At 55.7% G+C, this 24,943-nt stretch carries 30 protein-coding genes; 21 read left to right on the top strand and 9 right to left on the bottom strand.

Going from position 1 to position 24,943, the window contains the following annotated elements:
• The 15 genes from PU683_RS09000 to PU683_RS08930 all read left to right on the top strand — a co-directional run bounded on the left by PU683_RS09000 (nt 1) and on the right by PU683_RS08930 (nt 12,325).
• Nucleotides 1–909: a baseplate assembly protein gene (locus tag PU683_RS09000; RefSeq protein ID WP_277171163.1), complete on the top strand. Its 909-nt coding sequence runs from the start codon at nt 1–3 to the stop codon at nt 907–909.
• Entirely contained in the window at nt 902–1,513 is a 612-nt protein-coding gene (locus PU683_RS08995; RefSeq protein WP_277171162.1) for a phage tail protein I, read from the top strand. The genes PU683_RS09000 and PU683_RS08995 overlap by 8 nt, the downstream gene beginning before the upstream one ends.
• Nucleotides 1,514–1,654: 141 nt before the next feature.
• Nucleotides 1,655–2,617, top strand: a complete 963-nt coding sequence (locus PU683_RS08990; RefSeq protein WP_277171161.1) for a phage tail-collar fiber domain-containing protein — start codon at nt 1,655–1,657, stop codon at nt 2,615–2,617.
• A gap of 153 nt (nt 2,618–2,770) precedes the next feature.
• Nucleotides 2,771–3,874, top strand: coding sequence for a phage tail protein (locus PU683_RS08985; RefSeq protein ID WP_277171160.1), 1,104 nt, complete (start codon nt 2,771–2,773; stop codon nt 3,872–3,874).
• Nucleotides 3,874–4,470: a tail fiber assembly protein gene (locus tag PU683_RS08980; RefSeq protein ID WP_277171159.1), complete on the top strand. Its 597-nt coding sequence runs from the start codon at nt 3,874–3,876 to the stop codon at nt 4,468–4,470. Before PU683_RS08985 ends, PU683_RS08980 begins: the two co-directional genes overlap by 1 nt.
• Nucleotides 4,471–4,672: 202 nt before the next feature.
• Nucleotides 4,673–5,626, top strand: a complete 954-nt coding sequence (locus tag PU683_RS08975) for a phage tail protein (RefSeq protein WP_277174251.1) — start codon at nt 4,673–4,675, stop codon at nt 5,624–5,626.
• Nucleotide 5,627: 1 nt separating this feature from the next.
• Entirely contained in the window at nt 5,628–6,059 is a 432-nt protein-coding gene (locus tag PU683_RS08970) for a tail fiber assembly protein (RefSeq protein WP_277171158.1), read from the top strand.
• A gap of 130 nt (nt 6,060–6,189) precedes the next feature.
• Nucleotides 6,190–7,371, top strand: coding sequence for a phage tail sheath protein (locus PU683_RS08965; RefSeq protein ID WP_277171157.1), 1,182 nt, complete (start codon nt 6,190–6,192; stop codon nt 7,369–7,371).
• A gap of 11 nt (nt 7,372–7,382) precedes the next feature.
• On the top strand, nt 7,383–7,901 hold the full coding sequence (locus tag PU683_RS08960; protein WP_277171156.1) for a phage major tail tube protein: 519 nt from the start codon (nt 7,383–7,385) through the stop codon (nt 7,899–7,901).
• 65 nt (nt 7,902–7,966) lie between these two features.
• A complete protein-coding gene (locus PU683_RS08955; protein ID WP_042713148.1) occupies nt 7,967–8,248 on the top strand; it encodes a phage tail assembly protein in 282 nt (93 codons plus the stop codon).
• A 32-nt stretch (nt 8,249–8,280) separates the two neighbouring features.
• On the top strand, nt 8,281–8,400 hold the full coding sequence (locus PU683_RS08950) for a GpE family phage tail protein (protein ID WP_034813568.1): 120 nt from the start codon (nt 8,281–8,283) through the stop codon (nt 8,398–8,400).
• Nucleotides 8,393–10,462, top strand: coding sequence for a phage tail tape measure protein (locus PU683_RS08945; protein ID WP_277171155.1), 2,070 nt, complete (start codon nt 8,393–8,395; stop codon nt 10,460–10,462). The genes PU683_RS08950 and PU683_RS08945 overlap by 8 nt, the downstream gene beginning before the upstream one ends.
• On the top strand, nt 10,462–10,911 hold the full coding sequence (locus PU683_RS08940; protein WP_277171154.1) for a phage tail protein: 450 nt from the start codon (nt 10,462–10,464) through the stop codon (nt 10,909–10,911). Before PU683_RS08945 ends, PU683_RS08940 begins: the two co-directional genes overlap by 1 nt.
• Nucleotides 10,911–12,071: a phage late control D family protein gene (locus PU683_RS08935; protein WP_277171153.1), complete on the top strand. Its 1,161-nt coding sequence runs from the start codon at nt 10,911–10,913 to the stop codon at nt 12,069–12,071. Before PU683_RS08940 ends, PU683_RS08935 begins: the two co-directional genes overlap by 1 nt.
• 59 nt (nt 12,072–12,130) lie before the next feature.
• Complete coding sequence (locus PU683_RS08930) at nt 12,131–12,325, top strand: ogr/Delta-like zinc finger family protein (RefSeq protein ID WP_277171152.1); 195 nt, start codon at nt 12,131–12,133, stop codon at nt 12,323–12,325.
• A 159-nt stretch (nt 12,326–12,484) separates the two neighbouring features.
• Here PU683_RS08930 and rplS read toward each other — a convergent pair whose 3' ends face one another.
• The 5 genes from rplS to ffh form a co-directional block, all read right to left on the bottom strand.
• A complete protein-coding gene (gene rplS, locus PU683_RS08925; RefSeq protein ID WP_006178051.1) occupies nt 12,485–12,832 on the bottom strand; it encodes a 50S ribosomal protein L19 in 348 nt (115 codons plus the stop codon).
• Between the two features lie 41 nt (nt 12,833–12,873).
• Nucleotides 12,874–13,644, bottom strand: coding sequence for a tRNA (guanosine(37)-N1)-methyltransferase TrmD (gene trmD, locus PU683_RS08920; protein WP_023480607.1), 771 nt, complete (start codon nt 13,642–13,644; stop codon nt 12,874–12,876).
• Between the two features lie 30 nt (nt 13,645–13,674).
• A complete protein-coding gene (gene rimM / locus PU683_RS08915; RefSeq protein WP_277174250.1) occupies nt 13,675–14,223 on the bottom strand; it encodes a ribosome maturation factor RimM in 549 nt (182 codons plus the stop codon).
• Between the two features lie 18 nt (nt 14,224–14,241).
• Nucleotides 14,242–14,490 carry a 30S ribosomal protein S16 gene (gene rpsP, locus PU683_RS08910; protein WP_187799785.1) on the bottom strand — a complete coding sequence of 83 codons (249 nt, stop codon included), beginning with the start codon at nt 14,488–14,490 and terminating at the stop codon, nt 14,242–14,244.
• Nucleotides 14,491–14,747: 257 nt separating this feature from the next.
• Complete coding sequence (ffh, locus tag PU683_RS08905; RefSeq protein WP_277171151.1) at nt 14,748–16,109, bottom strand: signal recognition particle protein; 1,362 nt, start codon at nt 16,107–16,109, stop codon at nt 14,748–14,750.
• Between the two features lie 168 nt (nt 16,110–16,277).
• On the opposite strand from ffh, the gene PU683_RS08900 reads away from it, so the two are divergent.
• Both PU683_RS08900 and PU683_RS08895 read left to right on the top strand, forming a co-directional pair.
• Nucleotides 16,278–17,066, top strand: a complete 789-nt coding sequence (locus PU683_RS08900; protein ID WP_277171150.1) for a cytochrome C assembly family protein — start codon at nt 16,278–16,280, stop codon at nt 17,064–17,066.
• A 16-nt stretch (nt 17,067–17,082) separates the two neighbouring features.
• Complete coding sequence (locus tag PU683_RS08895) at nt 17,083–18,369, top strand: HlyC/CorC family transporter (RefSeq protein ID WP_277174249.1); 1,287 nt, start codon at nt 17,083–17,085, stop codon at nt 18,367–18,369.
• Between the two features lie 33 nt (nt 18,370–18,402).
• Here PU683_RS08895 and grpE read toward each other — a convergent pair whose 3' ends face one another.
• Nucleotides 18,403–18,999 (bottom strand): nucleotide exchange factor GrpE, encoded by a 597-nt coding sequence (grpE, locus tag PU683_RS08890; protein WP_277171149.1) that lies wholly within the window; start codon nt 18,997–18,999, stop codon nt 18,403–18,405.
• Between the two features lie 122 nt (nt 19,000–19,121).
• Between grpE and nadK the strand changes: the two genes are divergently transcribed.
• From nadK to bamE, 3 genes are all read left to right on the top strand, one after another.
• Nucleotides 19,122–20,000 (top strand): NAD(+) kinase, encoded by an 879-nt coding sequence (gene nadK, locus PU683_RS08885; protein WP_277171148.1) that lies wholly within the window; start codon nt 19,122–19,124, stop codon nt 19,998–20,000.
• Between the two features lie 86 nt (nt 20,001–20,086).
• Nucleotides 20,087–21,748: a DNA repair protein RecN gene (gene recN, locus PU683_RS08880; RefSeq protein ID WP_277171147.1), complete on the top strand. Its 1,662-nt coding sequence runs from the start codon at nt 20,087–20,089 to the stop codon at nt 21,746–21,748.
• Between the two features lie 147 nt (nt 21,749–21,895).
• On the top strand, nt 21,896–22,240 hold the full coding sequence (gene bamE / locus PU683_RS08875) for an outer membrane protein assembly factor BamE (RefSeq protein WP_277171146.1): 345 nt from the start codon (nt 21,896–21,898) through the stop codon (nt 22,238–22,240).
• 98 nt (nt 22,241–22,338) lie between these two features.
• On the opposite strand, the gene PU683_RS08870 is transcribed toward bamE, so the two are convergent.
• Entirely contained in the window at nt 22,339–22,647 is a 309-nt protein-coding gene (locus PU683_RS08870) for an RnfH family protein (RefSeq protein WP_277171145.1), read from the bottom strand.
• Nucleotides 22,637–23,074, bottom strand: a complete 438-nt coding sequence (locus tag PU683_RS08865) for a type II toxin-antitoxin system RatA family toxin (protein ID WP_277171144.1) — start codon at nt 23,072–23,074, stop codon at nt 22,637–22,639. The genes PU683_RS08870 and PU683_RS08865 overlap by 11 nt, the downstream gene beginning before the upstream one ends.
• Nucleotides 23,075–23,232: 158 nt before the next feature.
• Between PU683_RS08865 and smpB the strand changes: the two genes are divergently transcribed.
• The gene (gene smpB, locus PU683_RS08860; protein WP_187799793.1) at nt 23,233–23,715 is read left to right on the top strand and encodes an SsrA-binding protein SmpB; all 483 of its coding nucleotides are present in this window, start codon (nt 23,233–23,235) and stop codon (nt 23,713–23,715) included.
• Between the two features lie 52 nt (nt 23,716–23,767).
• Here smpB and PU683_RS08855 read toward each other — a convergent pair whose 3' ends face one another.
• Nucleotides 23,768–24,937, bottom strand: coding sequence for a beta-barrel domain-containing protein (locus PU683_RS08855; RefSeq protein WP_277171143.1), 1,170 nt, complete (start codon nt 24,935–24,937; stop codon nt 23,768–23,770).
• Nucleotides 24,938–24,943 lie beyond the last annotated feature (6 nt).

The raw sequence follows: 24,943 nt of genomic DNA, 5'->3' as shown, positions 1-24,943 counted from the left end.
ATGCCGATTATCGATCTGAGCCAACTGCCCGCGCCCGATGTCGTCGAGGCGCTGGATTATGAGCGCATCCTGGATGAGCGCAAAACCACCCTTGTTTCGCTGTTTCCCGCCGACCAGCAGGAGGCGATCGCCCGCACGCTGGCGCTGGAGTCTGAGCCACTGACCAAGTTTCTCGAAGAGAATGCTTACCGCGAAGTGCTCTGGCGCCAGCGCGTCAACGAAGCGGCCCGCGCGGTGATGCTGGCGTATGCCACCCGCAGCGATCTCGATGCCATCGCGGCGAATAGCAACACCGCGCGACTGGTGATCGCCCCAGCCGATGAGAGCACGCTTCCGCCTACGCCTGCAGTGATGGAGTCCGACACTGATTTACGCCTGCGCGCGCAGCAGGCTTTTGAAGGGCTAAGCGTTGCCGGCCCGGTAGGCGCTTATGAGTATCATGGCCGCAGCGCCGACGGTCGCGTGGCGGATATCTCTGCCATCAGCCCGTCGCCCGCCTGCGTCACGATCTCGGTGCTCTCCCGCGAGGGCGACGGTACCGCCAGCCCTGAACTGCTGGCGATTATCGATAAGGCGCTTAACGCGGAGGATGTACGGCCGGTCGGCGATCGCGTGACGGTACAGAGCGCGAAGATTGTGCCCTACCAGATTGATGCCACGCTTTTTCTCTATCCCGGGCCTGAGTCTGAGCCGATTCGTCAGGCGGCTGAGCAGAAGCTGAAAGCCTATATCACCGCCCAGCGCCGCCTGGGGCGCGATATTCGCCTGTCGGCCTTCTATGCCGCACTTCACGTTGAGGGCGTGCAGCGAGTGGTGTTGAACGCACCGCAGCAAGATATCGTGCTCGATCAGAGCCAGGCTTCCTGGTGTACGGCGTGGAAAATTACCACCGGAGGTACCGATGAGTGACGACCGTCTGTTGCCTGTTGGCTCATCGGTTCTTGAGGTGGCGACAGCGCACGCGGCGGCGCAGATTGAACGCGTACCGGTGCCGCTGCGCACACTCTGGGATCCGCTAACCTGCCCGGCCGAGCTGCTGCCCTATCTCGCCTGGGCACTCTCCGTTGACCGCTGGGATTTTAACTGGCCGGAAGCGACCAAACGGAAGGTGATCGCCTCCTCCTTTTTCGTCCATCAACATAAAGGGACGCGCAGTGCCATTCACCGGGTGGTTGAGCCGCTCGGCTTCCTGATTGAGCTGCGGGAGTGGTGGCAGGATAACGCCGAACCCGGCACCTTCCGGCTGGTGATTGGCGTCCAGGAGAATGGCATTACCGAGGAGACATACCTGGAGCTGGAGCGGCTGATTAATGATGCCAAACCGGCAAGCCGCCATTTGACGGAGCTGAATATCAGCCTCAGCAGCCAGGGTGAGTGCTACGTTGGCGCGGCCTGCTATCTCGGCGAAGAGCTCACCGTTTACCCCTATACGCCGGAAGAGATTGTTGTCGGCGGCGAAAGCTATGCGGCATCGGCGATCCACCTGATTGATAGCCTCACTATCACGGTGTAATCCTCCCCTTCGGGCTACGGCCCGTTTTTTTTATCTGCCCTGTTGTGTGCCCCTCAGACCAACGCCGCCGCGTGGCGTCCGCCAGGTGCTGAACGGAAAATATCGCTACCGTTCACTGCTCAACAAACCTGAGAGAATCCCATGTCTGTAAAATATTTCGCGATTTTAACCAATCAGGGCGCGGCAAAGCTGGCGAACGCCACGGCGCTTGGGACGACGCTTAACCTGACGCAGCTGGCCATCGGGGATGGCAACGGCACGCTGCCGATACCGGATGCGGCACAAACCCGGCTCATCAACCAGACACGCATCGCGCCGCTCAATGCGCTGTCGATCGACCCGGAGAACGCAAGCCAGATCGTTGCAGAACAGATTATCCCGGAGAGTGAGGGCGGGTACTGGATCCGCGAACTGGGGCTGTTTGATGACGAAGGGGTCTTGATTGCGGTGGCGAACTGCCCGGAGACCTATAAACCCCAGTTGCAGGAGGGCAGTGGACGAACGCAGACCATCCGCATGGTGGTGGTGGTCTCCTCAACGGCGGCGGTGACGTTGAAAATTGACCCGTCGGTGGTACTGGCGACGCGTAAATATGCCGACGAACTGCTGGCCGGGCACCTGAAGGCGGCGAATCCCCATCCGCAGTATCTGCAGATTGCCGATATCGCCTCCTTCACACCGGTCGGCGTGCCGCTGCCCTACCCGTCTGCTACTCCACCCGCCGGCTGGCTTAAATGCAACGGTGCGCCCTTTAATAAAGCGCAGTATCCGAAGCTGGCGTCCCTCTTTCCTTCAGGTAACTTACCCGATCTGCGCGGGGAGTTTATTCGCGGGTGGGATGATGGGCGCGGAATGGATAGCGGTCGTGCACTGTTAACCAGTCAGGCTGATGAGATGAAAAAATTCACGCTTAAATATCTGGGCCCGGGAGCGGGGACAGGTCCAGCAACAGTTTTTGCATTGCAAAGCGGTATGAACTCCATCTATACCAACGGGATTAATCAGCCTGCAAACAGTCCTACTGCCGATGCGTTTCAGATTCCGGGTGGGAGTGAAACCCGTCCACGCAATATCGCGTTCAACTATATCTTGAGAGCCGCATAACCTTCGCGTTCATCCCCCTACGGGCATCGCCCGTTTTTTTGCCCGCCCTGTTGTGTGAGTGCGTAACCAACGCCCCTTAATGGTGTTTGCCTGCGGCTGAGCGGAAAATATCGCCATCGTTCACTTCTCAACAAACAACCTGAGAGCGTATGCATGACCGCAAAATATTTCGCTATTTTGACTAACCTCGGGGCGGCAAAGCTTGCGAATGCTGCCGCGCTGGGCACGCAAATTAACCTCACGCAGATGGCCGTCGGCGATGCCAATGGCCAGTTACCCACGCCCGATCCCGCACAGACCCAACTGATTAATCAGAAGCGTATCGCGTCGCTAAACCGACTCTCGATTGACCCGAAAAACAGCAGCCAGATTGTTGCCGAGCAGGTTATCCCGGAAACCGAAGGCGGCTTCTGGATCCGTGAAATTGGCCTCTATGACGATGCTGGCGTGCTGATTGCGGTGGCGAACTGCCCGGAAACCTATAAACCGCAGCTGCAGGAGGGTAGCGGCCGCACGCAGACCATCCGGATGGTGGTGGTTGTCTCCTCAACGGCGGCGGTGACGCTGAAAATCGATCCGTCGGTGGTGCTGGCCACCCGCCAGTATGCTGATGACCTGCTGAGTAATCATCTCAAGGACGTCAATCCACATCCGCAATATGCACTGCTCGCCAGTCCGGTTTTTACGGGCATCCCGAAAGCACCGGACGCGCCGATTGGTAACTACGGCCAGCAGATTGCCAATACCAAATATGTGCATGATGTCGTGGCAAGTGATGTCTACATTCTGCCGGTCGGTGCACCGGTCGCCTGGCCGCTCGCGGAGCCACCGCAAGGCTGGCTTATCTGCAACGGCGCCGCGTTTGATAAAACCAAGTATCCGCGCCTGTCGACAGCTTATCCGGCGGGTTTACTGCCGGATCTGCGCGGCGAGTTTATTCGCGGCTGGGATGCAGGGCGCGGAGTAGATCCTGCACGTGCGTTACTAAGCTGGCAGAAAGGGACCATTAATATCAACGACCCCTCACTCAGCTCGGTAAACCTGGCAAGCCCGATTCATGCCAATGACAACGTGGCCACTGCCAGGAGTGACTTCGGGCTAGACCCCGTGATGAAAAGCGATTATGCAAATGTGATGAATGCGTTTTTTGTCACCCCTGATGCCGCCGCTGATATGAATGCCGGCGGGTTTGCCGAAGGCTATGGCAGTACCCGACCACGCAACGTTGCCTTTAACTTCATCGTGAGAGCCGCATAATGACAAACGCAATTTTGAACGAAAACCACTTAGCCAGCCAGGCGGGCACTGTCACCGTCTATAACTTTGACGCATTGAGCCGCGAGTGCCTCGGCAGCAGCATCGAGTATCTCGCCGTGGGCGTCGGTATTCCGGCGAACGCCACGCTTGATAACCCACTGGCGGAGAAAGCGGGTTTTGCGGTGCGCCGTAACGCGGCGCTGGATGGCTGGGAGTATGCTCCCGACCATCGCGGCAGCGAGGTGTATGACAAAATTACCGGCGAGAAAAAGACGCTGACGCAGTTGGGTGATTATCCGGATGATGTCACCCCGCTTGCCCCCGCCACACCCTATGATGTCTGGAACGGCAGCGCATGGGTAACGGATGACGCCACCCGGCAGGCCGCACAAATCGCGCAGGCCGAGCAGACCAAAGCCCGTTTGCTCACCAGCGCGAAAAATGCCATCAGCCTGTGGCAGACCGAACTGCAGCTCGGCATCATCAGCGATGATGATAAGACGCAGCTCACCGCCTGGATGCGTTACATTCAGGCGCTACAGAAAGTCGATACGGCTACCGCGCCCGATATCGCCTGGCCTGAACAGCCGCAATAAAAGATGACGGGCTGCGGCCCGTTTTGCCGGGTGGCGCTGCGTTTACCCGGCCCACAATTAGCCCTGGCCTGATAAGGCGAAGCCGCCATCAGGCCTTTTTTCGTCAGGTTGTCCCGCCCGGCAGCCAACCGCATTCGATAGCCCCTTCCCTAAACTGCCCACGACAATAGCGTTTACTCAATCGCTAACTGAGAGTGAACGCCTGACTATGAAATATTTTGCCATTTTGACCCACCAGGGAGCCGCGAAGCTTGCCAACGCTACCGCGCTCGGCACGCAGCTGAAGCTGACCCATATGGCCACCGGCGACGGTAACGGTACCCTGCCCACCCCCGATCCCGCACAGACAAAGCTGGTTAACCAGAAACGTATTGCGCCACTCAATATGCTCTTTGTCGATCCAGGTGACGCGAACCAGATTATCGCCGAACAGGTCATTCCGGAGAGTGAGGGCGGTTTCTGGATCCGTGAAATCGGCCTTTATGACGCCGATGGCACACTGATTGCCGTTGCTAACTGCCCGGAGACCTATAAACCGCTCCTGCTGGAGGGCAGCGCACGCACGCAAACCCTGCGGATGGCGCTGGTGGTCTCCTCTACCTCTGCAGTGAGCCTGAAAATCGATCCGGCGGTGGTGCTGGCGACGCGTCACTACGCAGATAAACTGATGAGCGACCATATCTACGCGCCGAATCCGCATGGTCAGTACCTGCAAATCGCTCAGTCGCTTAAAGAGATAGCCAACGCAGGGAGCGCGTCTGTCGCCGCTGCGCTTAAAAATCTTGGGCTGGGCGAGGCAGCCAAACGGGCAGTCGGTAACGGCAATGGCCAAGTTCCTGATATGAATTTGTTTGGAAAAATGTACCCGAACGGCGGCGTTGCTGGCGCTTTTACATTGCCAAACGGCTTGATTATCCAAACCGCGGCGATTACTTCGATTGCCGCGGGAGCGTCAGTTGAAGTGACTTACCCTATCCCCTTTCCTGTCGCCATGTGTTTTGCCACTGGTGTGGCAACCGGTGCGGCAGACTCCACCGTGCCCATTTCAATAGGTATTGATGCCCAAAACGTCGCTGATGCAAGAAAAACACTCTTATTGAGAAACTTTTCCACCCGCGCTAACGCAGGTTCCAGATATTTAGCAATAGGGTATTAATATGAGCACCTTTATTTTTAGTCCATCAAAGAATGCGTTTTACCTCTCCTCCTTGAAAGAACGTTATCTTGCCTCAGCAAGCTGGCCTTCTGATGGCAAAGAGGTGGATGATGCCACTTTTTACGAGTTCTCCAGTGCAGCTCCGGCAGGAAAAACCCGATATGTGACCGCTGATGGTTACCCTGCCTGGGGCGATTTACCACCGCCCACGCATGAGGAAGCTGTTGCCACTGCTAAAAATGTTAAAGCGCTACGCATTGAACAGGTGAATACCTTTATAGCTGCGCAACAGTGGCCTTCTAAGCTGGCACTTAACCGTCTCAATGAGAACGATAAAGCCGCATTTTTAATCTGGCTTGATTATCTTGATGCAGTGAGTGCCGTAGATACCTCTCTTGCGCCGAATATTAGCTGGCCAGTTGAACCGGCATAATCTCTACGGGCTGCGGCCCGTTTTTTTTAATTCCCGCTGTTGTATCAGCCGCTCTCCAACCCGGACAAATAGCGCGCCGCGACGCCACACTCGAAAATAGCACTCACCCCAACACCACGGAGTTAAACGGATGAGTGATTATCATCATGGCGTTCAGGTCGTCGAAATCAACGATGGCACGCGCGTCATTTCCACAGTCTCAACGGCCATTGTCGGCATGGTTTGTACCGCCAGCGATGCAGACGCAGGGATGTTCCCCCTCAATGAACCGGTTCTGATCACCAACGTGCAGAGCGCGATTGCCAAAGCGGGCAAACAAGGCACGCTGGCGGCTTCGCTGCAGGCGATTGCTGACCAGGCGAAACCGGTGATCGTTGTTGTTCGCGTTGCCGAAGGCAGCGGTGAGGATGCCAAAGCGCAGACCCTCTCCAACATCATCGGCACCACCGACGAAAACGGTAAATATACCGGCCTGAAGGCGCTGCTGACTGCCGAAGCAGTGACCGGCGTGAAACCGCGCATTCTTGGCGTACCGGGTCTTGATAGCCTCGAAGTTGCTACCGCGCTGGCACCGATTTGCCAGAAGCTGCGCGCCTTTGGTTACGTCAGCGCCTGGGGCTGTAAAACCATTTCTGAAGCGATCAAGTACCGCGAAAACTTCAGCCAGCGCGAGCTGATGGTGATCTGGCCCGATTTCCTCGCCTGGGACACCGCCAGCAACAGCTCTTCGGTCGCTTACTCGACGGCGCGTGCGCTGGGTCTGCGTGCGGCGATCGACCAGTCAGCCGGCTGGCATAAAACCCTCTCCAATGTCGGCGTCAATGGCGTTACCGGCATCAGCACCCCGGTGTTCTGGGATCTGCAGGAGTCCGGCACCGATGCCGATCTGCTGAACGAAGCGGGCATTACCACGCTGATTCGCAAAGATGGCTTCCGTTTCTGGGGCAACCGTACCTGCTCCGACGATCCGCTGTTCCTGTTTGAAAACTACACCCGTACCGCGCAGGTGATTGCCGACACCATGGCTGACGCGCATATGTGGGCGGTGGACAAACCGATCACCGCATCGCTGATCCGCGACATCATCGACGGCATCAATGCCAAATTCCGCGAGCTGAAAAGCAATGGCTACATCATCGATGCCACCTGCTGGTTCGACGAAGAGGCTAATGACGCCGCATCGCTGAAGGCGGGCAAGCTCTATATCGATTACGACTATACGCCGGTGCCGCCTCTGGAAAACCTGACCCTGCGCCAGCGCATCACGGATAAGTATCTGGCGAACCTGGTCTCCTCAGTTAACAGCAAGTAAGGAACAGATAGATGGCAATGCCGCGAAAACTTAAATATATGAACGTGTTCCTCAATGGCTTTAGCTATCAGGGGATCGCCAAATCCATCACGCTGCCGAAGCTGACCCGCAAGCTGGAGAACTACCGTGGCGCAGGCATGAACGGCGTAGCACCGATTGATATGGGTCTCGATGATGAAGCCCTGTCGATGGAGTGGTCGCTGGGCGGCTTCCCGGATGCCGCCATCTGGGAACTCTATGGCGCGACCACCGCGGATGCGGTACCGATTCGCTTTGCCGGCTCCTACCAGCGCGACGACACCGGCGAAACGGTCGCCGTTGAAGTGGTGATGCGTGGTCGTCAGAAAGAGATCGATACCGGTGAGAACAAGCCGGGCGAAGATACCGAGTCCAAAATTTCCGTCGTCTGCAGCTACTTCAAGCTGACGATGGATGGCCAGGAGCTGGTGGAAATCGACACCGTCAACATGGTGGAGAAAGTGAACGGCGTTGATCGCCTTGAGCAGCACCGCCGTAACATCGGCCTGTAATAACCGCCGCCCGGTCAGCCAGCTGGCCGGGCACCTTTTCCCGCGAAGAAGAGAGTGAGGATGCCATGAGCAACGAAACTGACAACGTGATTACCCTGGAAACGCCGATTAAGCGCGGAGAGCAGCTAATTAACAGCGTGACGCTGATGAAACCTAATGCCGGCACGCTGCGCGGTTTGAGCCTGGCGTCGGTGGCGAATGCCGATGTCGACGCGCTGATTAAAGTGCTGCCTCGCATCACCTCCCCGTCGCTGACGGAGCAGGAAGTGGGCGCGCTCGACCTGGTCGATATGGTCGCACTGGCGGGCAAGGTGGTCGGTTTTTTGTCACCGGCTTCGGCACAGTAACTTTTCCGGCCTCTCTGTCGGTTGACGATCTGATGGCGGATATCGCGGTGATCTTTCACTGGCCGCCGTCAGAACTCTACCCCCTGAGCCTGACAGAACTCATCACCTGGCGCGAGAAAGCGCTACAGCGAAGCGGAAACAGATATGAGTAACAGCGCAAAATTAGAGGAATTGCTCACGGCTGTTGATCAGGCGACGCGCCCGTTTAAATCGTTGCAGACAGAGAGTCTCTCTCTGTCTGACAGCGTGAAAGAGACGGAGAAAAACCTGCGCGGCTTGTACACCCAGCTTGCGCAGGTCGACGACATCATGCGCGCGGAAAAAGCCCTTGCCTCCGTCAATGCGCAGCTGAGCGACATAAAACAGAACAGGCAAAATGTCGCCAACGGCACAGCAGCGCCAGCGATGCCAGATCCCTGGGGCGGAAAACCTAAGTCAGAGAAAGCGCTCAAAAAGGAACGACTTACCCTGCGCAGAACGATCAACGCTAATAAGACCTCCCTGAAGACAGCCGGTATTGAGGCGAAAACGCCGTTATCTGCGCGACTTCAACTGAAAAGCCGTATCAGCGATGAGTCGGCACAGTTGATCACCCAGCGCCAGGCGCTCCAGCAGGAGCAGGATCAGAAGCGCCAGCAGCGCGCGGCAAAAATCCAGGCCGTGCAGCAGCGCCTTCTCGGCGCAGGCGAAAAGGTCTCTGCCATTGGCGCGAAAGGCAAGTCGATTGCCACAACCGGGTTTGAACTGGGCAAAAAAATCATGCAGCCGGGCTATGAAGCGTCGCTAAAAAATAGCCCGCTTGCACCTGCGACAACGTCCGATAACACACAACCAGGTGTGCAGAACACGCCTTCCGCTCCCGGAACAGCGGCCACTACACTGCAAAATAGCTCAGGAGAAGCCGTGGCTTCCCTGCAAAACAGTGCCATGGTTCCGGGAGTCGCGGTCGCAGCACTGCAAAACAGCGCCAGTGCCCCGGGAACCTCGGTCGCAGCACTGCAAAGTAGCGCCAGTGCCCCGGGAACCGCGGTCACAGCACTGCAAAATAGTGCCAGTGCCCCGGGAACCGCGGTCGCAGCACTGCAAAATAGTGCCAGTGCGCCGGGAACCGCGGCCGCAGCACTGCAAAATAGTGCCAGTGCGCCGGGAACCGCGGTCGCAGCACTACAAAATAGCGCTGCCGGCCCCGCCGCGGCGATGCAGAGCAGTGTCGGCAACCTGGGTAGCGATCTCGAAGCGCTGCAGGCGGCGTATCAGTCGCTGAGCGTTGATATTTTCAGCACCCAGGAGTCATCTCTGCGCTCGCTGGTGCAAACCGCCACCCGCTATGTCGGCAAGCTGCAAGAGTGGGTACAAAACAACCAGGGACTGGTGCAGAGCTTTGGGCTTATCGCCACGGTGGTGGTGGGTATCGCGGGTGCCGTCGGCACTGTCGCGGGGGTTATCGCGCCGGTGTTCACTGGCATCAGCACGCTTATCACCATCGCAACGACGCTCGGCAGCGTATTTACCACTATTTTTGGCGGGATAGCGGCCGTGATTGGCTCACTCACACTACCGATTGTCGCCATTATTGCCGGCGTCGCCGCCGCTGCGCTGCTGATCTATAAGTACTGGGAGCCAGTTAGCGCCTTTTTTGGTGGCGTTATTGAAGGCATCAAAACGGCTTTTGCTCCTATTGCCGAGTTGTTTGCGCCGTTCCAGCCGCTTTTCGACGCCATAGGTAAAGCAATCAGCGAGGTTGCCGGGTGGTTCGGCGATCTGCTTACCCCCGTCAAATCCAGCCAACAAACCCTGGAGAGCTTCGGTAACGCCGGAAAAATGTTTGGTCAAATCCTGGTTGAGGCACTGACAATGCCTTTCGAACCGCTAAAACTGCTAATCAAGGGGGTTACGTGGTTGCTGGATAAGCTCGGCGTTATCAACAAACAGTCGGCTGAAGCCAGCCCCGATAAGCAGACTCAACCTACTACTGGCGGCGCGGCGTTTGGCATGGTGCAACCTCCCCGCTTAGACAATTATCAGGCGGCGCGCCCGGCGGCCGGCGGCTCCTATGTCGATCAAAGCAAGAGCGAATATAACATCACTCTGCAGGGAGATATGTCACCCAACGGCGACGGCACACGCCAGTTAAGAGATCTGCTGGCGCAGCACGAGCAGGAGAAGCGCACCCACTCTCTTTCACAATTCAGCGCCGCAGGAGGATTTGCCTAATGATGCTGGCACTTGGGCTTTTTGTTTTTATGCGGCAGACGCTGCCCTATCAAACCATGAAACGCGATAGCAGCTATAGATGGCCCAGCAACGCGCGCATAGGTAAACGCAACGCCTTTCAGTACACCGGGCCGGAAAGCGACACCATTGATATTACCGGTGAACTTTTCCCTGAGATTACCGGCGGCATGCTGTCTCTCTCGGCGGTACGTCTGATGGCGGAACAGGGCAAAGCCTGGCCGCTGATTGAGGGTACGGGGATGATTTACGGGATGTTTGTGATTAATAGCGTCAGCGAAACCGGGACGCTGTTTTACCCGGATGGTTCGCCGCGCAAAATCAGCTTCACCCTGAAATTGACCCGCGTCGACGAGTCGCTGAAAGCGATGTTTGGCGACATTTATGACCAGAGTAAGCAGCTGGCGACCGATATGTTGGAGAAGTTCTGATGCTTAATGCATTCACAAACGGATTAGCACGGGTACGAACGCCAGCATTTTCGCTAAAGCTCGGGGAAAAGGATATTACGGGCAGCCTTCAGCCCCGGTTAATTGGGCTGACGGTGACGGATAACCGGGGATTTGAAGCCGATATGCTGACGCTGACGCTTGATGATGCCGATGGGCAAATCCAGATGCCGGAGCGGGGCAATATCATCACGCTGGCCATTGGCTGGCAGGGTTCTGCGCTGACTGAAATGGGCACCTTTATCGTCGATCAGGTCAACCATAAAGGCGCGCCGGATCAGATTACCGTCATCGCTAAGAGCGCGGACTTTCGCGGCAGTCTGAACAGCCAAAAGTCTGGCTCCTGGCATGATACGACGCTCGGTGCCATCGTTGAGGAAATTGCAAAACGTAATAAGCTGGATACCAGCCTGCCCCCCGTGCTGGCGCAAATTAAGATTGCCCATATCGATCAGTCGAAAGAATCTGACGCCGATTTTCTGACGCGCCTGGCACGGCGTAACGGTGCGGAGATCGCCGTCAAATCGGGCAAATTGTTCTTCATCGTTCCCGGTAAGTGTGTGATAGGCGGCAAGACGATGCCCTCCGCCACAATAGCCCGTAGCGATGGCGACAGCCATGATTTTTCGATTGCCGATCGCATCAACTACTCTGGCGTCACCGCATACTGGCAAGATACCGCCACGCCAAAAAACCAGAGTAGTGTTCAGTTGCAGAGAAAATCATCGCAACAGAAGGTCACGCCCATTTCCCATCCGCAGTCGGTCAGCAGCGCCACAGCCCCCAAAGAGAAAAAAGCGTCGCCAGGCTACACGGCGGGTGCAGACGACAACGTTCTGGTCCTTACCACCCTCTTCGCAAACCAGGAAGAGGCGATGCGGGCGGCTAAGGCAGAATGGAGCGCTATTCAGCGTTACGGCGCACAATTTTCCCTTACGCTTGCGCTGGGTCGGGCAGAGCTGCGGCCCGAAATGCCGGTAATGGTTACCGGCTTTAAAAAAGCGATCGACGAGACGTTCTGGGTCATCAAAAAAGTGACCCACACCATGAACACTCAGGGTTTTATCAGCAAAGTGGAACTGGAGGTCAGCATCCAGAACACAGAAATTGAAATCGTAGAAAAGGGCAAAAGCAACATATAACTTGCATTTGCAAGTTCTGGAGTTATCATAACTGGCATAAACACGAAGGAGGCCCCATTATGATGCATTGTCCGGTATGCCAGCAGGCCGCGCATGCGCGCTCAAGCCGCTACCTCAGTACCGAAACGAAAGAGCGTTATCACCAGTGTCAGAACGTTGAGTGTGGTTGTACATTTGTCACCCATGAATCGCTTGCGCGCTATATTGTCCGGCCTGTGACAGTGCCCACTGCTTCGCCTTCCAGTCTGCGCTGACGTCGCAGCCTCATTAAGCCTGCATCCGCAGGCTTTTTTATGCCTGTAGATCGCCTGATTTTCTGCCGCCACTCTGCCGCCACTGACAATAAAAAAGGGGTTAGCATTACGCTAACCCCTTGTTCTATAACACGCTTTGGATGTAGCGCGTGCGCAATCTTAGTTAAGACGCTCTTTAATACGAGCAGACTTACCGGTGCGCTCACGCAGGTAGTACAGTTTAGCTTTACGTACAGCACCACGACGTTTAACAGCAATGCTGTCAACTACCGGAGAGTGGGTCTGGAAGACACGCTCAACGCCTTCGCCGTTGGAAATTTTGCGAACAGTGAATGCAGAGTGCAGACCGCGGTTACGAATAGCGATAACCACGCCCTCGAATGCCTGCAGACGTTTTTTGGAACCTTCAACAACCCATACTTTCACTTCCACGGTATCACCCGGACGGAAGGAAGGTACGTCCTGCTTCATCTGCTCTTGTTCAATTTGCTTAATGATGTTGCTCATAATTTAATCTCTTATCCTGGGTAAACTGATATTTGGAGGGCTTAGGCCATCCCATCATGTTTCTGTTGCTGCTGTTGTGCGTGTTCGCTTTTGAACTCCGCCAGCAACCTTGCTTGCTCTTCAGTCAGAGCCAGGTTTTCCAGAAGTTCAGGTCTTCTAAGCCAGGTGCGGCCCAGCGACTGCTTCAGACGCCAGCGACGTATCTCGGCATGATTTCCCGACAGCAATACCGCCGGTACTTCCATCCCTTCTAACACTTCAGGACGAGTATAGTGCGGGCAGTCCAGCAATCCATCAGCAAAGGAGTCTTCCGTTGCTGAAGCTTCGTGGCCCAGTACCCCTGGAATAAACCGGGAAACCGAGTCAATCAGCGTCATTGCTGGCAGCTCACCGCCGCTGAGCACGTAATCACCAATAGACCACTCTTCGTCAATCTCGGTCTGGATTACCCGCTCATCTATCCCTTCGTAGCGACCGCACACCAGAATCAGTTTCTGATTGGTAGCCAGTTCGCTCACGCCCGCTTGATCAAGCTTGCGTCCCTGAGGCGAAAGATAAATCACCTTCGCGCCTTCACCCGCCGCGGCTTTCGCTGCGTGAATGGCGTCCCGTAAAGGGTTCACCATCATTAGCATTCCCGGTCCGCCGCCGTAAGGACGTTCGTCCACGGTACGGTGTCGGTCATGAGCGAAGTCACGCGGACTCCAGCTCTCAATGCTCAGCAGGCCTTTTTTTACTGCCCGGCCAGTTACCCCGTAGTCGGTAATCGCGCGGAACATTTCAGGAAACAGGCTGATTATGCCAATCCACATAGCGCCGTCTTTTACCGTATATCCGGAGGTTTAAAAACCAGGATCCCAATCTACTTCAATGGTTTGAGTAGCGAGATCGACTTTCTTGATAACCTGCCCATCGAGGAACGGAACCAACCGCTCCTTGATACCGAACGCATCTTTCAGGTTTGCCTTGATGACGAGAACGTCATTCGACCCGGTTTCCATCATATCGACGACTTTACCGAGGCTGTAACCTTCGGTGGTCACTACCTGGCAACCCATAAGGTCTTTCCAGTAATAGTCACCCTCTTCCAGTTCCGGCAACTGCGCGGAATCAACGAGAATTTCGCAATTCGTCAGAAGATTCGCGGCATCGCGATCGTCAACGCCTTTCAGCTTGATGACGATATCCTGATTGTGGTAGCGCCAGCTTTCCAGCTCGATGCTCTGCCACTGACCCGCCTTCTGGATAAACCAGGGCTGATAGTCAAAAATGCTTTCGGCGTCTTCGGTGGAGGAAAACACTCTGAGCCAACCACGAATTCCGTAAGAAGATCCCAGTTTGCCAACAATAATTGGCTCAGCAGGGGCCGATGCGGTTTGTTGCTTGCTCATCATGACCACCGTGACAGATTAAGCTGCTTTTTTTGCTTCTTTGATCAGCGCGGAAACGCGATCGGAAACGGTAGCGCCCTGGCCAACCCAATGAGCGATGCGATCCAGATCCAGGCGAGTGCCTTCTTCTTTCTCAGATGCGATCGGGTTGAAGAAACCAACGCGCTCAATGAAGCGACCGTTGCGTGCATTACGGCTGTCAGTTACAACAACCTGGTAGAACGGACGCTTTTTAGCGCCGTGACGAGCTAAACGAATAGTTACCATAACATCCTCTTGTGTGAATAAAACACCGGGCCCCATCGAGGAACGGAGCCTGGTGTCATATTAAAAGCCCGAAAATTTTACTGATTTTGGGGGGAATTGCAATCAGGATAAAGCAAACAAGGGAAATAAGGCGTATATCGGTGCGGCCAGTTTAGTTCCGGCGTGCGCACAGAAAGCGGAGCGTACACGTAGTACGTGAGCATTTCGAGCACACCCCGGGGCTAAAATGGCAAACAAGATAGCCTTATACCCTTGTTTTAGCGACCAGGGAAACCAGGCGGCATCATCCCCTTCATCCCGCGCATCATCTTCGCCATGCCGCCCTTCTTCATCTTCTTCATCATGCGCTGCATGTCGTCGAACTGCTTGAGCAGACGGTTAACATCCTGTACCTGCATACCACAACCTGCGGCGATGCGGCGTTTGCGCGAGCCTTTAATGATGTCCGGGTTAGCGCGCTCTTTGAAGGTCATCGAGTTGATGATCGCTTCCATACGCACCAGCACTTTGTCATCCATCTGCGCTTTAACGTTGTCCGGGATTTGCCCCATGCCCGGCAGCTTACCCATCAGGCTCGCCATACCGCCCATGTTTTTCATCTGACGCAGCTGCTCAAGGAAGTCGGTCAGATCGAAGCCGTCACCTTTTTTCAGCTTGTTCGCCAGCTTTTCAGCCTGCGCGCGGTCAACTTTGCTTTCGATATCTTCGATCAGTGACAGCACGTCGCCCATACCGAGGATACGCGATGCGATTCGATCCGGGTGGAACGGCTCCAGCGCTTCGGTTTTCTCACCGACGCCGAGGAACTTAATGGGTTTACCCGTGATGTGGCGGATAGAGAGCGCCGCACCGCCGCGGGCATCACCATCTACTTTGGTCAGCACGACGCCGGTCAACGGCAGCGCTTCATTAAACGCCTTCGCGGTGTTAGCAGCATCCTGACCGGTCATGGCGTCGACCACAAACAGTGTCTCGACGGGCTTAATCGCCGCGTGAACCTGTTTGATCTCCTCCATCATCGCTTCATCAACGTGCAGACGACCGGCGGTATCCACCAGCAGCACGTCATAAAACTTCAGCTTCGCCTCTTTCAGCGCCGCGTTAACGATGTCGACCGGCTTTTGTGCGACGTCAGAGGGGAAGAAATCGACGTCAACCTGCTGCGCCAGCGTCTCCAGCTGTTTGATCGCCGCCGGGCGGTAAACGTCCGCAGAGACGACCATCACTTTCTTCTTGTGCTTTTCGCGCAGGAACTTACCGAGCTTACCGACGCTGGTGGTTTTACCCGCACCCTGCAGGCCCGCCATCAGCACCACTGCCGGCGGCTGCGCCGCCAGGTTGAGGCTCTGGTTCTCTTCTCCCATCGCGGCAACCAGTTCGTTGCGCACGATTTTGACGAACTCCTGGCCCGGAGTCAGACTCTTGTTGACCTCGTGGCCTACCGCTTTCTCTTTCACGCGGTTGATAAAGTCACGCACTACCGGCAGCGCAACGTCGGCTTCCAGCAGCGCCATACGCACTTCGCGCAGGGTCTCTTTGATGTTGTCTTCAGTGAGGCGTCCACGGCCACTGATATTGCGCAGTGAGCGCGACAAACGATCGGTTAAATTATCAAACATTGTCTCTCGCCTGAGGTGATACGATTGGCCGCCAGCGCGACGCATAACAGAAATTCGCCGCAGTATAGCATGAAGACATCGCGGCTGTATGTGATGGAACTGTTGGAGGCTGGGTCACGTAACGTTATACTGCTTCTCTTTCTCTCTTGGTCAACTGTCGACACGCCTATGCCCGTTTTTGCCCTGATCGCTCTTGTCGCCTACTCAACCAGTATTGCGCTGATTGTTCCCAGCCTGTTACAAAAAAACAGCGGCTGGCGCAAAATGGCCATCTTTTCGGCGGTCCTTGCGCTTATATTCCACGGCTTCGGACTGAAAGAGCGCATCTTCCCCGACGATGGTGGTCAAAACCTCAGCCTGCTGAATGTCGGTTCACTGGTCAGTCTAATGATCTGTACGGTGATGACGATTGTCGCCTCGAAAAACCGCGGCTGGCTGCTGCTACCGATTGTTTATACATTCGCGTTAATCAATCTCGCTTTCGCCATTTTCATGCCGAACGAGTTCATCACCCATCTGGAAACGACGCCCGGCATGATGGTGCATATCGGTCTGTCGCTGTTCGCCTATGCCACCTTAATTATCGCGGCAATGTATGCGCTCCAGCTGGCGTGGATCGATTATCAGCTGAAGAATAAAAAGCTGGCTTTCAGCAGCGAAATGCCGCCGCTGCTGGTGATTGAACGCAAAATGTTCCATATCACCCAAGTGGGTGTGGTGTTGCTGACGCTGACGCTCTGCACCGGCCTGTTCTATATGCAAAACCTGTTCAGTATGGAAAATATCGACAAAGCGGTGCTCTCGATCATCGCCTGGTTTGTCTATATTGTCCTGCTGTGGGGACACTATCATGAAGGCTGGCGCGGTCGTCGCGTCGTCTGGTTCAACGTCGCAGGCGCTGGTATTTTGACGCTCGCCTATTTCGGCAGCCGCGTCCTGCAACATTTCGTAAGTTAAAGCAAAGGAGTTCCCCCTGGAACACATCTCCACCACGACGCTGATTATTACCCTTATCATCATGGTCGTGGTTTCAGCCTATTTCTCCGGTTCAGAAACCGGAATGATGACCCTCAACCGCTACCGCTTGCGCCATATGGCAAAACAGGGCAACCGTGCGGCCAAACGTGTCGAAAAGTTGCTGCGTAAGCCGGATCGCCTGATTAGCCTTGTGCTGATCGGCAACAACCTGGTCAATATTCTCGCCTCGTCGCTGGCGACCATTGTCGGCATGCGCCTGTACGGTAACGCCGGTGTTGCTATCGCCACCGGTGTGCTGACCTTTGTGGTGCTGGTCTTTTCTGAAGTGCTGCCAAAAACCATCGCCGCCCTCTACCCGGAAAAGGTCGCCTTTCCCAGCAGCCTGCTGCTCGGCCCGCTGCAAATTATCATGCTGCCGCTGGTGTGGCTGCTGAATGGCGTAACGCGGATTTTGATGCGCATGATTGGCATTAAAGCCGATGTGGTGGTTAGCGGCGCGCTCAGCAAAGAGGAGTTGCGCACCATCGTTCATGAGTCGCGCTCGAAAATTTCCCGCCGCAACCAGGATATGCTGCTGTCGATTCTCGATCTGGAGAAGGTCAACGTCGATGACATCATGGTGCCGCGCAATGAGATTGTCGGTATCGATATCAATGATGACTGGAAATCGATTGTTCGCCAGCTGACCCACTCCCCGCACGGGCGCATTGTGCTCTATCGCGACTCACTGGATGACGCCATCAGCATGCTGCGCGTACGTGAAGCCTATCGCCTGATGACCGAGAAAAATGAGTTTACTAAAGAGGTGATGCTACGCGCCGCGGATGAAATCTACTACGTGCCGGAAGGCACGCCGCTTAGCGTGCAACTGGTGAAGTTTCAACGTAATAAGAAGAAAGTCGGCCTGGTAGTAGATGAGTATGGCGATATTCAGGGGCTGGTGACGGTCGAAGATATTCTCGAAGAGATTGTCGGTGACTTCACCACCTCCATGTCGCCTGCGCTGGCGGATGAAGCCACGCCGCAGAATGACGGCTCGGTCATTATTGACGGCAGCGCCAGCGTGCGCGAGCTGAACAAAGCCTTTAACTGGCGGTTACCGGAAGATGAAGCGCGGACCATTAACGGTATGGTGCTTGAAGAGCTGGAAGAGATCCCGGCGGCGGGCACGCGCGTGCGCATTGAGCAGTATGATATCGATATTCTCGATGTGCAGGAGAACATGATTAAGCAGGTAAAAGTGATCCCGGTTAAAGCGCTGCGTGAGAGCGTGACGGAGTAAAAAAAACCCTCTCAGCATGAGAGGGTTTTAGTTTTACGCTTTTGCTTTAGCGACGGTGACCATCGCGGCGCGAATGGTGCGACCATTCAGGGTGAACCCTTTTTGCATCACACCCAGCACGTTGCCAGCGCTGACCTCTTCCGACTCGACCATCGCAATCGCCTGATGCACATTCGGATCCAGCGGAACGTTGGTGTCGGCAATCACTTCGACACCAAATTTCTTCACCACATCCAGCATGTTTTTCAGGGTCAGTTCGATGCCTTCGACCATCGGCGCCATCTCGGCATTCTCTTTGTCAGCCACTTCCAGCGCGCGATCCAGACTGTCGATGACCGGCAGCAGTTCATTAATGAACTTCTCCAGCGCGAATTTGTGCGCTTTCTCGATATCCAGTTCGGTACGGCGACGCAGGTTTTCCATCTCCGCTTTGATACGCAACACCGTCTCGCGCTCGCGGTTTTCCGCTGCTGCTAACTGCGCTTCCAGGTTCGCAATTTTCTCATCGCGCGGATCCACCTGCTCAGCGGCTTCGTCAGGCTCAACTACCGCCTCAACGTCGTCGTGCTGTTCCTTGATAATTTCTTCCGGGGACTGCCCGTCAGGCGTTTTCTGTTCTTCACTACTCATGAATTTCTCCGCGTTTTTTTGCAATCATCTCGCTAACCTGCATTATTATGGGGATACGTTTCCAGGATTCAAGGGAACAAGTCAGATTGTCATCATTCATTCGCCACAAGGACCCGCAGAAAATGACCCAACATTTCAAGTGTATTGGTATTGTCGGGCACCCGCGCCACCCTACCGCGCTCACCACACATGAAATGCTCTACCGCTGGCTGCATGCTAAAGGCTATGACGTGATGGTTGAACAGCGTATTGCCCAGGAGTTGAAACTCTCGCATGTGAGAACCGGCACGCTGGCAGACATTGGGCAGCAGGCGGATCTGGCGGTGGTAGTCGGCGGCGATGGCAATATGCTTGGCGCGGCGCGCACGCTGGCGCGTTACGACATTAAAGTGATTGGCATCAACCGCGGCAACCTTGGCTTTCTGACCGATCTCGACCCCGATAATGCGCAACAGCAGCTGGCTGATGTGCTTGAGGGGCATTACATTGCAGAGAAAAGATTCCTGCTTGAAGTGCAGGTGTGCCAACAGGATTGCCAGAAGCGCATCAGCACCGCCATCAATGAAGTGGTGCTGCATCCTGGCAAAGTGGCACATATGATTGAATTTGAAGTTTATATTGATGAAGTGTTTGCCTTCTCACAGCGCTCGGATGGCCTGATTATCTCCACACCAACCGGCTCAACGGCCTACTCGCTCTCGGCGGGCGGCCCGATTCTCACCCCTTCACTGGATGCCATTACGCTGGTGCCGATGTTCCCGCATACCCTGTCGGCGCGCCCGCTGGTGATTAACAGCAGCAGCACAATTCGCCTGCGCTTTTCCCATCGCCGTAGCGACCTGGAAATCAGTTGCGACAGCCAGATCGCGCTGCCGATTCAGGAGGGCGAAGATGTATTAATCCGCCGCTGTGACTATCATCTGAATCTCATTCACCCGAAAGATTATAGCTATTTCAACACGTTAAGCTCTAAACTCGGCTGGTCGAAAAAATTGTTCTGAAAAGCGGCTACGGGGCTTTACTGTATATAATTCCAGTTTATACTGTACGAAAACACAGTTATGGTTTTTCATACAGGAAAGCAACCATGTTGGCACAACTCACCATCAGTAATTTTGCTATCGTTCGTGAGCTTGAGATCGATTTTAATAGCGGGATGACGGCTATTACCGGCGAAACCGGCGCAGGTAAATCTATTGCGATTGACGCGCTCGGCCTCTGCCTTGGCGGTCGCGCTGAAGCTGACATGGTACGCGCGGGTGCCCAGCGCGCCGATCTCTGCGCTCGCTTCGCCCTGAAAGATACCCCTGCCGCACAGCGCTGGCTCGAAGAGAACCAGCTTGAAGATGGACGTGAGTGTTTACTTCGCCGCGTCATCAGCAGCGATGGCCGCTCGCGTGGCTTTATCAACGGCACTGCCGTTCCCCTTTCCCAACTCCGCGAACTGGGCCAGCTGCTTATTCAGATCCATGGTCAGCATGCGCATCAGCTGCTGATTAAATCCGAACACCAGAAAACTCTGCTTGATGGCTATGCCGGTGAGTATGCGCTCACTCAGCAAATGACGGAGCGCTACCGCGCATGGCATCAAAGCTGCCGTGAACTGGCGCAGCACCAGCAGCAGAGCCAGGAGCGCGCGGCGCGCGCCGAGCTGCTGCACTATCAGTTGAAAGAGCTTAATGAGTTCAGCCCGCAGCCGGGCGAATTTGAACAGATTGATGAAGAGTACAAGCGTCTCGCCAACAGCGGACAGCTGCTTTCCACCAGCCAGCATGCGCTGAATGTACTTGCTGATGGTGAAGACGTTAACCTGCAGAGCCAGCTCTACAGCGCTCGCCAGCTGCTCACGGAGCTGACCGGCATGGATACGCGTCTCTCCAGCGTGCTGGAGATGCTGGAAGAGGCGGCGATTCAGATCAGCGAAGCCAGCGACGAGCTGCGCCACTACTGTGACCGTTTAGACCTCGATCCGAACCGCCTTTACGAGCTGGAGCAGCGTATCTCTCGCCAGATCTCACTGGCGCGCAAGCACCACATCGCGCCGGAAGAGCTACCGCAGTTCCACCAGTCTCTGCTGGATGAGCAACAGCTGCTTGAAGATCAGGCAGATTCGCAAGAGACGCTGGCGCTGGCAGTTAGCCATCATCATCAGCTGGCGCTGGAGTGCGCACAGCAGCTGCATGCGCAGCGCGTGAAGTATGCGCAGGAGCTCAGCCAGCTGATCACCGAAAGTATGCACTTACTCTCCATGCCGCACGGCGTGTTTGAGATCGATGTGGCGTTCAATGACCATACGCTGACGGCGGACGGTGCGGATCGCATTGAGTTCCGCGTAACCACCAACCCGGGTCAGCCGCTGCAGGCGATTGCCAAAGTCGCTTCGGGTGGTGAGCTGTCGCGTATTGCGCTGGCGATTCAGGTGATTACCGCCCGTAAGATGGAAACCCCGGCGCTGATCTTTGATGAAGTGGACGTGGGTATCAGCGGCCCGACTGCGGCCGTTGTCGGTAAAATGCTGCGCCAGTTGGGTGAATCAACGCAGGTTATGTGCGTGACGCACCTGCCGCAGGTAGCCGGTTGCGGGCATCACCACTTCTATGTCAGCAAAGAGACCGATGGCGCGATGACGGAAACCCATATGCAGCCGCTGGATAAACGAGCGCGTCTGCAGGAACTGGCGCGTCTGCTGGGCGGAAGCGAAGTGACGCGTAACGCGCTGGCGAATGCCAAAGAGCTGCTGGCAGCGTAAACTTTTCGGTAATATGACGGTCTGACTTCTCGACAAAACGACAACAGACCCGGCCACAAAGGTTTTAAACTGGCGAAAGGTCTATTATTATCGGCATATTACATATGAGCCACGTACTGTTCGGGCCCGAAAAGGAATCAAATCACTATGCGCTGTAAAATGCTGACTGCTGCCGCAGCGGTTCTTCTGATGTTGACCGCTGGTTGCTCCACTCTGGAACGCGTGGTCTACCGTCCGGATATCAACCAGGGGAACTACCTGACGCCCACCGACGTTGCCAAAATCCGCGTGGGCATGACGCAACAGCAGGTTGCGTATGCACTGGGAACCCCGATGATGAGCGATCCGTTTGGTACCAACACCTGGTTCTATATCTTCCGTCAGCAGCCAGGCCATGAAGATGTAACTCAGCAGACGCTGACCCTCACCTTCAACAGCAACGGCGTGTTAATCAATATCGACAACAAACCGGCACTGACTAAGCAGCGCTAAGTTTGAACAAAGCGGTTAGACGCCACCCTGTTTAACCGCCTGAAAAAGCAAAGGTGCTCAGTGAGCACCTTTTTTGTCTGTCGCGTCAGGCTAACCGGTTATGACTTGTTTGCCGCTTTCTCGCTCGCCGCTTTTTCAGCCCGCTGTCGACGCAGCTCTTTCGGGTCGGCAATCAGCGGGCGGTAGATCTCCACGCGGTCGCCATCATTCACGCTGTCGTGCAGCTTCACTGTCCGGCTGTAAATACCCACCTTATTCACCTTTAAGTCGATATCTTCGCGCAGCTCCAGCAGCCCGGACGCGCGGATCGCCTCTTCGACGGTCGCGCCCACCTCCAGCTTCACCCGTAGCAGATACTGCTTTTCCGGCAAAGCGTAGGCCACTTCAACAGCGATTTTACCCGGCACGATAAACCTCTTTCGCGCGATGGGTAAACGCCTGCACCATGTTCGCCGCCAGCTCTTTGAAGATGCGGCCGAAAGCCAGCTCAATCAGCTTATTGGTAAACTCGAAATCGAGCTGAAACTCAACCCGGCACGCATTCGAGCTGAGCGGGGTGAAGGTCCAGCCACCGATCAGCGACTTAAACGGGCCATCCACCAGGTGCATCAAAATGCTTTTGTTAGCTTCCAGCGTGTTGCGCGTGGTAAAGGTCTTACTGATCCCCGCTTTCGACACGTCCACGGCCGCCGTCATCTCCGTCGGGCCGGAGTCGAGAATTCGGCTGCCGGTGCACCCTGGCAGAAACTGCGGGTAGGAGTCCACATCGTTCACTAACTGATACATCTGCTCGGCGCTATAGGGCACCAGCGCAGTACGGCTAATCTGAGGCATAAGGTTTTCCGCGTTCACACAATCGTTAAATAATAACATCTCCCCCGGTTGAAAGGAAAACGCGTTGCCCTAACTCATGCTAAGATAACCCGTTCAGCCTCACAGGACGCAATGAGGTCAGTTTCAGATATCAGATTACCGGATGGCTCCACGATACTATGACGAAGAAAAAAGCATATAAACCAGGTTCAGCCACCATTGCGCTGAACAAGCGCGCCCGCCATGAATACTTTATTGAAGAGGAGTTTGAGGCTGGGCTTTCACTGCAGGGCTGGGAAGTAAAATCCTTACGTGCCGGTAAAGCCAACATTGGTGATAGCTACGTGATCCTCAAAGATGGCGAAGCCTATCTCTTTGGCGCTAACTTCACGCCGCTGACCGTCGCCTCCAGCCACTATGTTTGCGACCCGACGCGCACGCGCAAACTGCTGCTGAACCAGCGCGAGCTGGATTCACTCTATGGCCGTATCAACCGCGAAGGTTACACCGTGGTTGCGCTCTCCCTCTACTGGAAGAACGCCTGGTGCAAAGTGAAAATCGGCGTGGCAAAAGGTAAGAAACAGCACGACAAACGTACCGATCTGAAAGAGCGCGAATGGCAGCTCGACAAAGCGCGCATCATGAAAAACGCGGGTCGCTAAGTGCTCGCCCGCGCTGCCCTCTCACCCCCGGAGAGGGCATCCACTCTCTGCCCTACCGCTCCCGCAGCGCCTCATTAAGTTTATTCAACGGTTTAATCAGATAATCCATCACCGATTTTTGTCCGGTTTTGATCTCCACATTGGCGATCATCCCCGGCAGGATGGGAAAACTTTTGCCGCTGCGGTTCTTAAGCTCTGCACTCTGCGTGCGGACATAGACGCGGTAGTAAAACTGATCGCGGCGCACTTCATCCTGCAATGTATCCGGTGAGACCACCTCAACAGTGCCTTTTAAATCGCCGTAAATGGAAGAGTCGTAGGCCGTCACCTTCACCGTTGCCGGTAAACCGGGGCGAATATAGGCGATATCACGCGGGTTGATGCGCGTCTCCACCAGTAACTGATCCTCCAGCGGCACAATCTCCATCAGCTTCCCGCCCGGCTGCACCACCCCGCCCACAGTGTTGATCTGCACATCTTTAACGATCCCGCGCACCGGTGAGTTAAGCACCGCGCGATCCAGCTGATCCGCTTTGCCCGCCATCACCTGCAGCTGCGCATCGAGATCGGCATTATTTTTCACCTGCTCTTCGCGCGCGCGCACCGCAAACTGGTTACGCGCCTCGTCGATCTTCCCCTTCAGCTCCGTCGCCTGGCGTTGCAGGCGGATCACTTCGACATCGCTCGCCGCCCCTTTCGCCACCAGCGGCTGGGTCATACGTAACTCCGACATCACCAGCTGATAGGTTTTTTGCAGGTTCGCCACCGTCTCGTTAAGGTTGCGCCGCCGCGACTCGTACAGCTGGCGTTCGCGGGCAACCAGATCCGGTTCGCGCATCGACTCGGCGCTAAAGCGCAGCGGCTCGCCGGTCAGCTCCGAGCGCAGACGCTCGCTGGAGGCGCGCAGTGCCCGCACCCGCGCCGCCGCTTCGCCATAGTTAGACTGAAAACGGGTTGGATCGAGACGCGCCAGCATCTGCCCGCGCTCAACAATATCGCCCTCTTTCACCATCAGGGCGCTGACAATCCCGCCATCAAGGCTTTCAATCACCTGCGCATGGGTCGAGGGGGTGATTTTGCCGGTGCCGACAGTTACCTCATCAAGAATGGCAAATGTCGCCCAGGCAATAAACACCACCAGGCCAAGCAGCGTCAGCCAGATCACCGACGAGTAGAAGCGCCCCTGCCGCGCCAGCTCATCCTGCATTGAGAGTTGACTCATTTTCCC

Origin of the sequence: Candidatus Kosakonia sp. 282A-S69, from assembly GCF_029433855.1 — a bacterium.
Taxonomy (GTDB): Bacteria; Pseudomonadota; Gammaproteobacteria; order Enterobacterales; family Enterobacteriaceae; genus Kosakonia; species Kosakonia cowanii_A.
The sequence above is the reverse complement of the archived record's forward strand: the minus strand, read 5'-3'. Positions and strand labels throughout refer to the sequence as shown.

Excerpts from the sequence above, each read along its gene's own strand:
- PU683_RS09000 (WP_277171163.1), top strand. The coding sequence starts at position 1 with ATGCCGATTATCGATCTGAGCCAACTGCCCGCGCCCGATGTCGTCGAG.
- PU683_RS08995 (WP_277171162.1), top strand. The coding sequence starts at position 902 with ATGAGTGACGACCGTCTGTTGCCTGTTGGCTCATCGGTTCTTGAGGTG.
- PU683_RS08990 (WP_277171161.1), top strand. The coding sequence starts at position 1,655 with ATGTCTGTAAAATATTTCGCGATTTTAACCAATCAGGGCGCGGCAAAG.
- PU683_RS08985 (WP_277171160.1), top strand. The coding sequence starts at position 2,771 with ATGACCGCAAAATATTTCGCTATTTTGACTAACCTCGGGGCGGCAAAG.
- PU683_RS08980 (WP_277171159.1), top strand. The coding sequence starts at position 3,874 with ATGACAAACGCAATTTTGAACGAAAACCACTTAGCCAGCCAGGCGGGC.
- PU683_RS08970 (WP_277171158.1), top strand. The coding sequence starts at position 5,628 with ATGAGCACCTTTATTTTTAGTCCATCAAAGAATGCGTTTTACCTCTCC.
- PU683_RS08965 (WP_277171157.1), top strand. The coding sequence starts at position 6,190 with ATGAGTGATTATCATCATGGCGTTCAGGTCGTCGAAATCAACGATGGC.
- PU683_RS08960 (WP_277171156.1), top strand. The coding sequence starts at position 7,383 with ATGGCAATGCCGCGAAAACTTAAATATATGAACGTGTTCCTCAATGGC.
- PU683_RS08955 (WP_042713148.1), top strand. The coding sequence starts at position 7,967 with ATGAGCAACGAAACTGACAACGTGATTACCCTGGAAACGCCGATTAAG.
- PU683_RS08950 (WP_034813568.1), top strand. The coding sequence starts at position 8,281 with ATGGCGGATATCGCGGTGATCTTTCACTGGCCGCCGTCAGAACTCTAC.
- PU683_RS08945 (WP_277171155.1), top strand. The coding sequence starts at position 8,393 with ATGAGTAACAGCGCAAAATTAGAGGAATTGCTCACGGCTGTTGATCAG.
- PU683_RS08940 (WP_277171154.1), top strand. The coding sequence starts at position 10,462 with ATGATGCTGGCACTTGGGCTTTTTGTTTTTATGCGGCAGACGCTGCCC.
- PU683_RS08935 (WP_277171153.1), top strand. The coding sequence starts at position 10,911 with ATGCTTAATGCATTCACAAACGGATTAGCACGGGTACGAACGCCAGCA.
- PU683_RS08930 (WP_277171152.1), top strand. The coding sequence starts at position 12,131 with ATGATGCATTGTCCGGTATGCCAGCAGGCCGCGCATGCGCGCTCAAGC.
- rplS (WP_006178051.1), bottom strand. The coding sequence starts at position 12,832 with ATGAGCAACATCATTAAGCAAATTGAACAAGAGCAGATGAAGCAGGAC.
- trmD (WP_023480607.1), bottom strand. The coding sequence starts at position 13,644 with ATGTGGATTGGCATAATCAGCCTGTTTCCTGAAATGTTCCGCGCGATT.
- rimM (WP_277174250.1), bottom strand. The coding sequence starts at position 14,223 with ATGAGCAAGCAACAAACCGCATCGGCCCCTGCTGAGCCAATTATTGTT.
- rpsP (WP_187799785.1), bottom strand. The coding sequence starts at position 14,490 with ATGGTAACTATTCGTTTAGCTCGTCACGGCGCTAAAAAGCGTCCGTTC.
- ffh (WP_277171151.1), bottom strand. The coding sequence starts at position 16,109 with ATGTTTGATAATTTAACCGATCGTTTGTCGCGCTCACTGCGCAATATC.
- PU683_RS08900 (WP_277171150.1), top strand. The coding sequence starts at position 16,278 with ATGCCCGTTTTTGCCCTGATCGCTCTTGTCGCCTACTCAACCAGTATT.
- grpE (WP_277171149.1), bottom strand. The coding sequence starts at position 18,999 with ATGAGTAGTGAAGAACAGAAAACGCCTGACGGGCAGTCCCCGGAAGAA.
- nadK (WP_277171148.1), top strand. The coding sequence starts at position 19,122 with ATGACCCAACATTTCAAGTGTATTGGTATTGTCGGGCACCCGCGCCAC.
- recN (WP_277171147.1), top strand. The coding sequence starts at position 20,087 with ATGTTGGCACAACTCACCATCAGTAATTTTGCTATCGTTCGTGAGCTT.
- bamE (WP_277171146.1), top strand. The coding sequence starts at position 21,896 with ATGCGCTGTAAAATGCTGACTGCTGCCGCAGCGGTTCTTCTGATGTTG.
- PU683_RS08865 (WP_277171144.1), bottom strand. The coding sequence starts at position 23,074 with ATGCCTCAGATTAGCCGTACTGCGCTGGTGCCCTATAGCGCCGAGCAG.
- smpB (WP_187799793.1), top strand. The coding sequence starts at position 23,233 with ATGACGAAGAAAAAAGCATATAAACCAGGTTCAGCCACCATTGCGCTG.
- PU683_RS08855 (WP_277171143.1), bottom strand. The coding sequence starts at position 24,937 with ATGAGTCAACTCTCAATGCAGGATGAGCTGGCGCGGCAGGGGCGCTTC.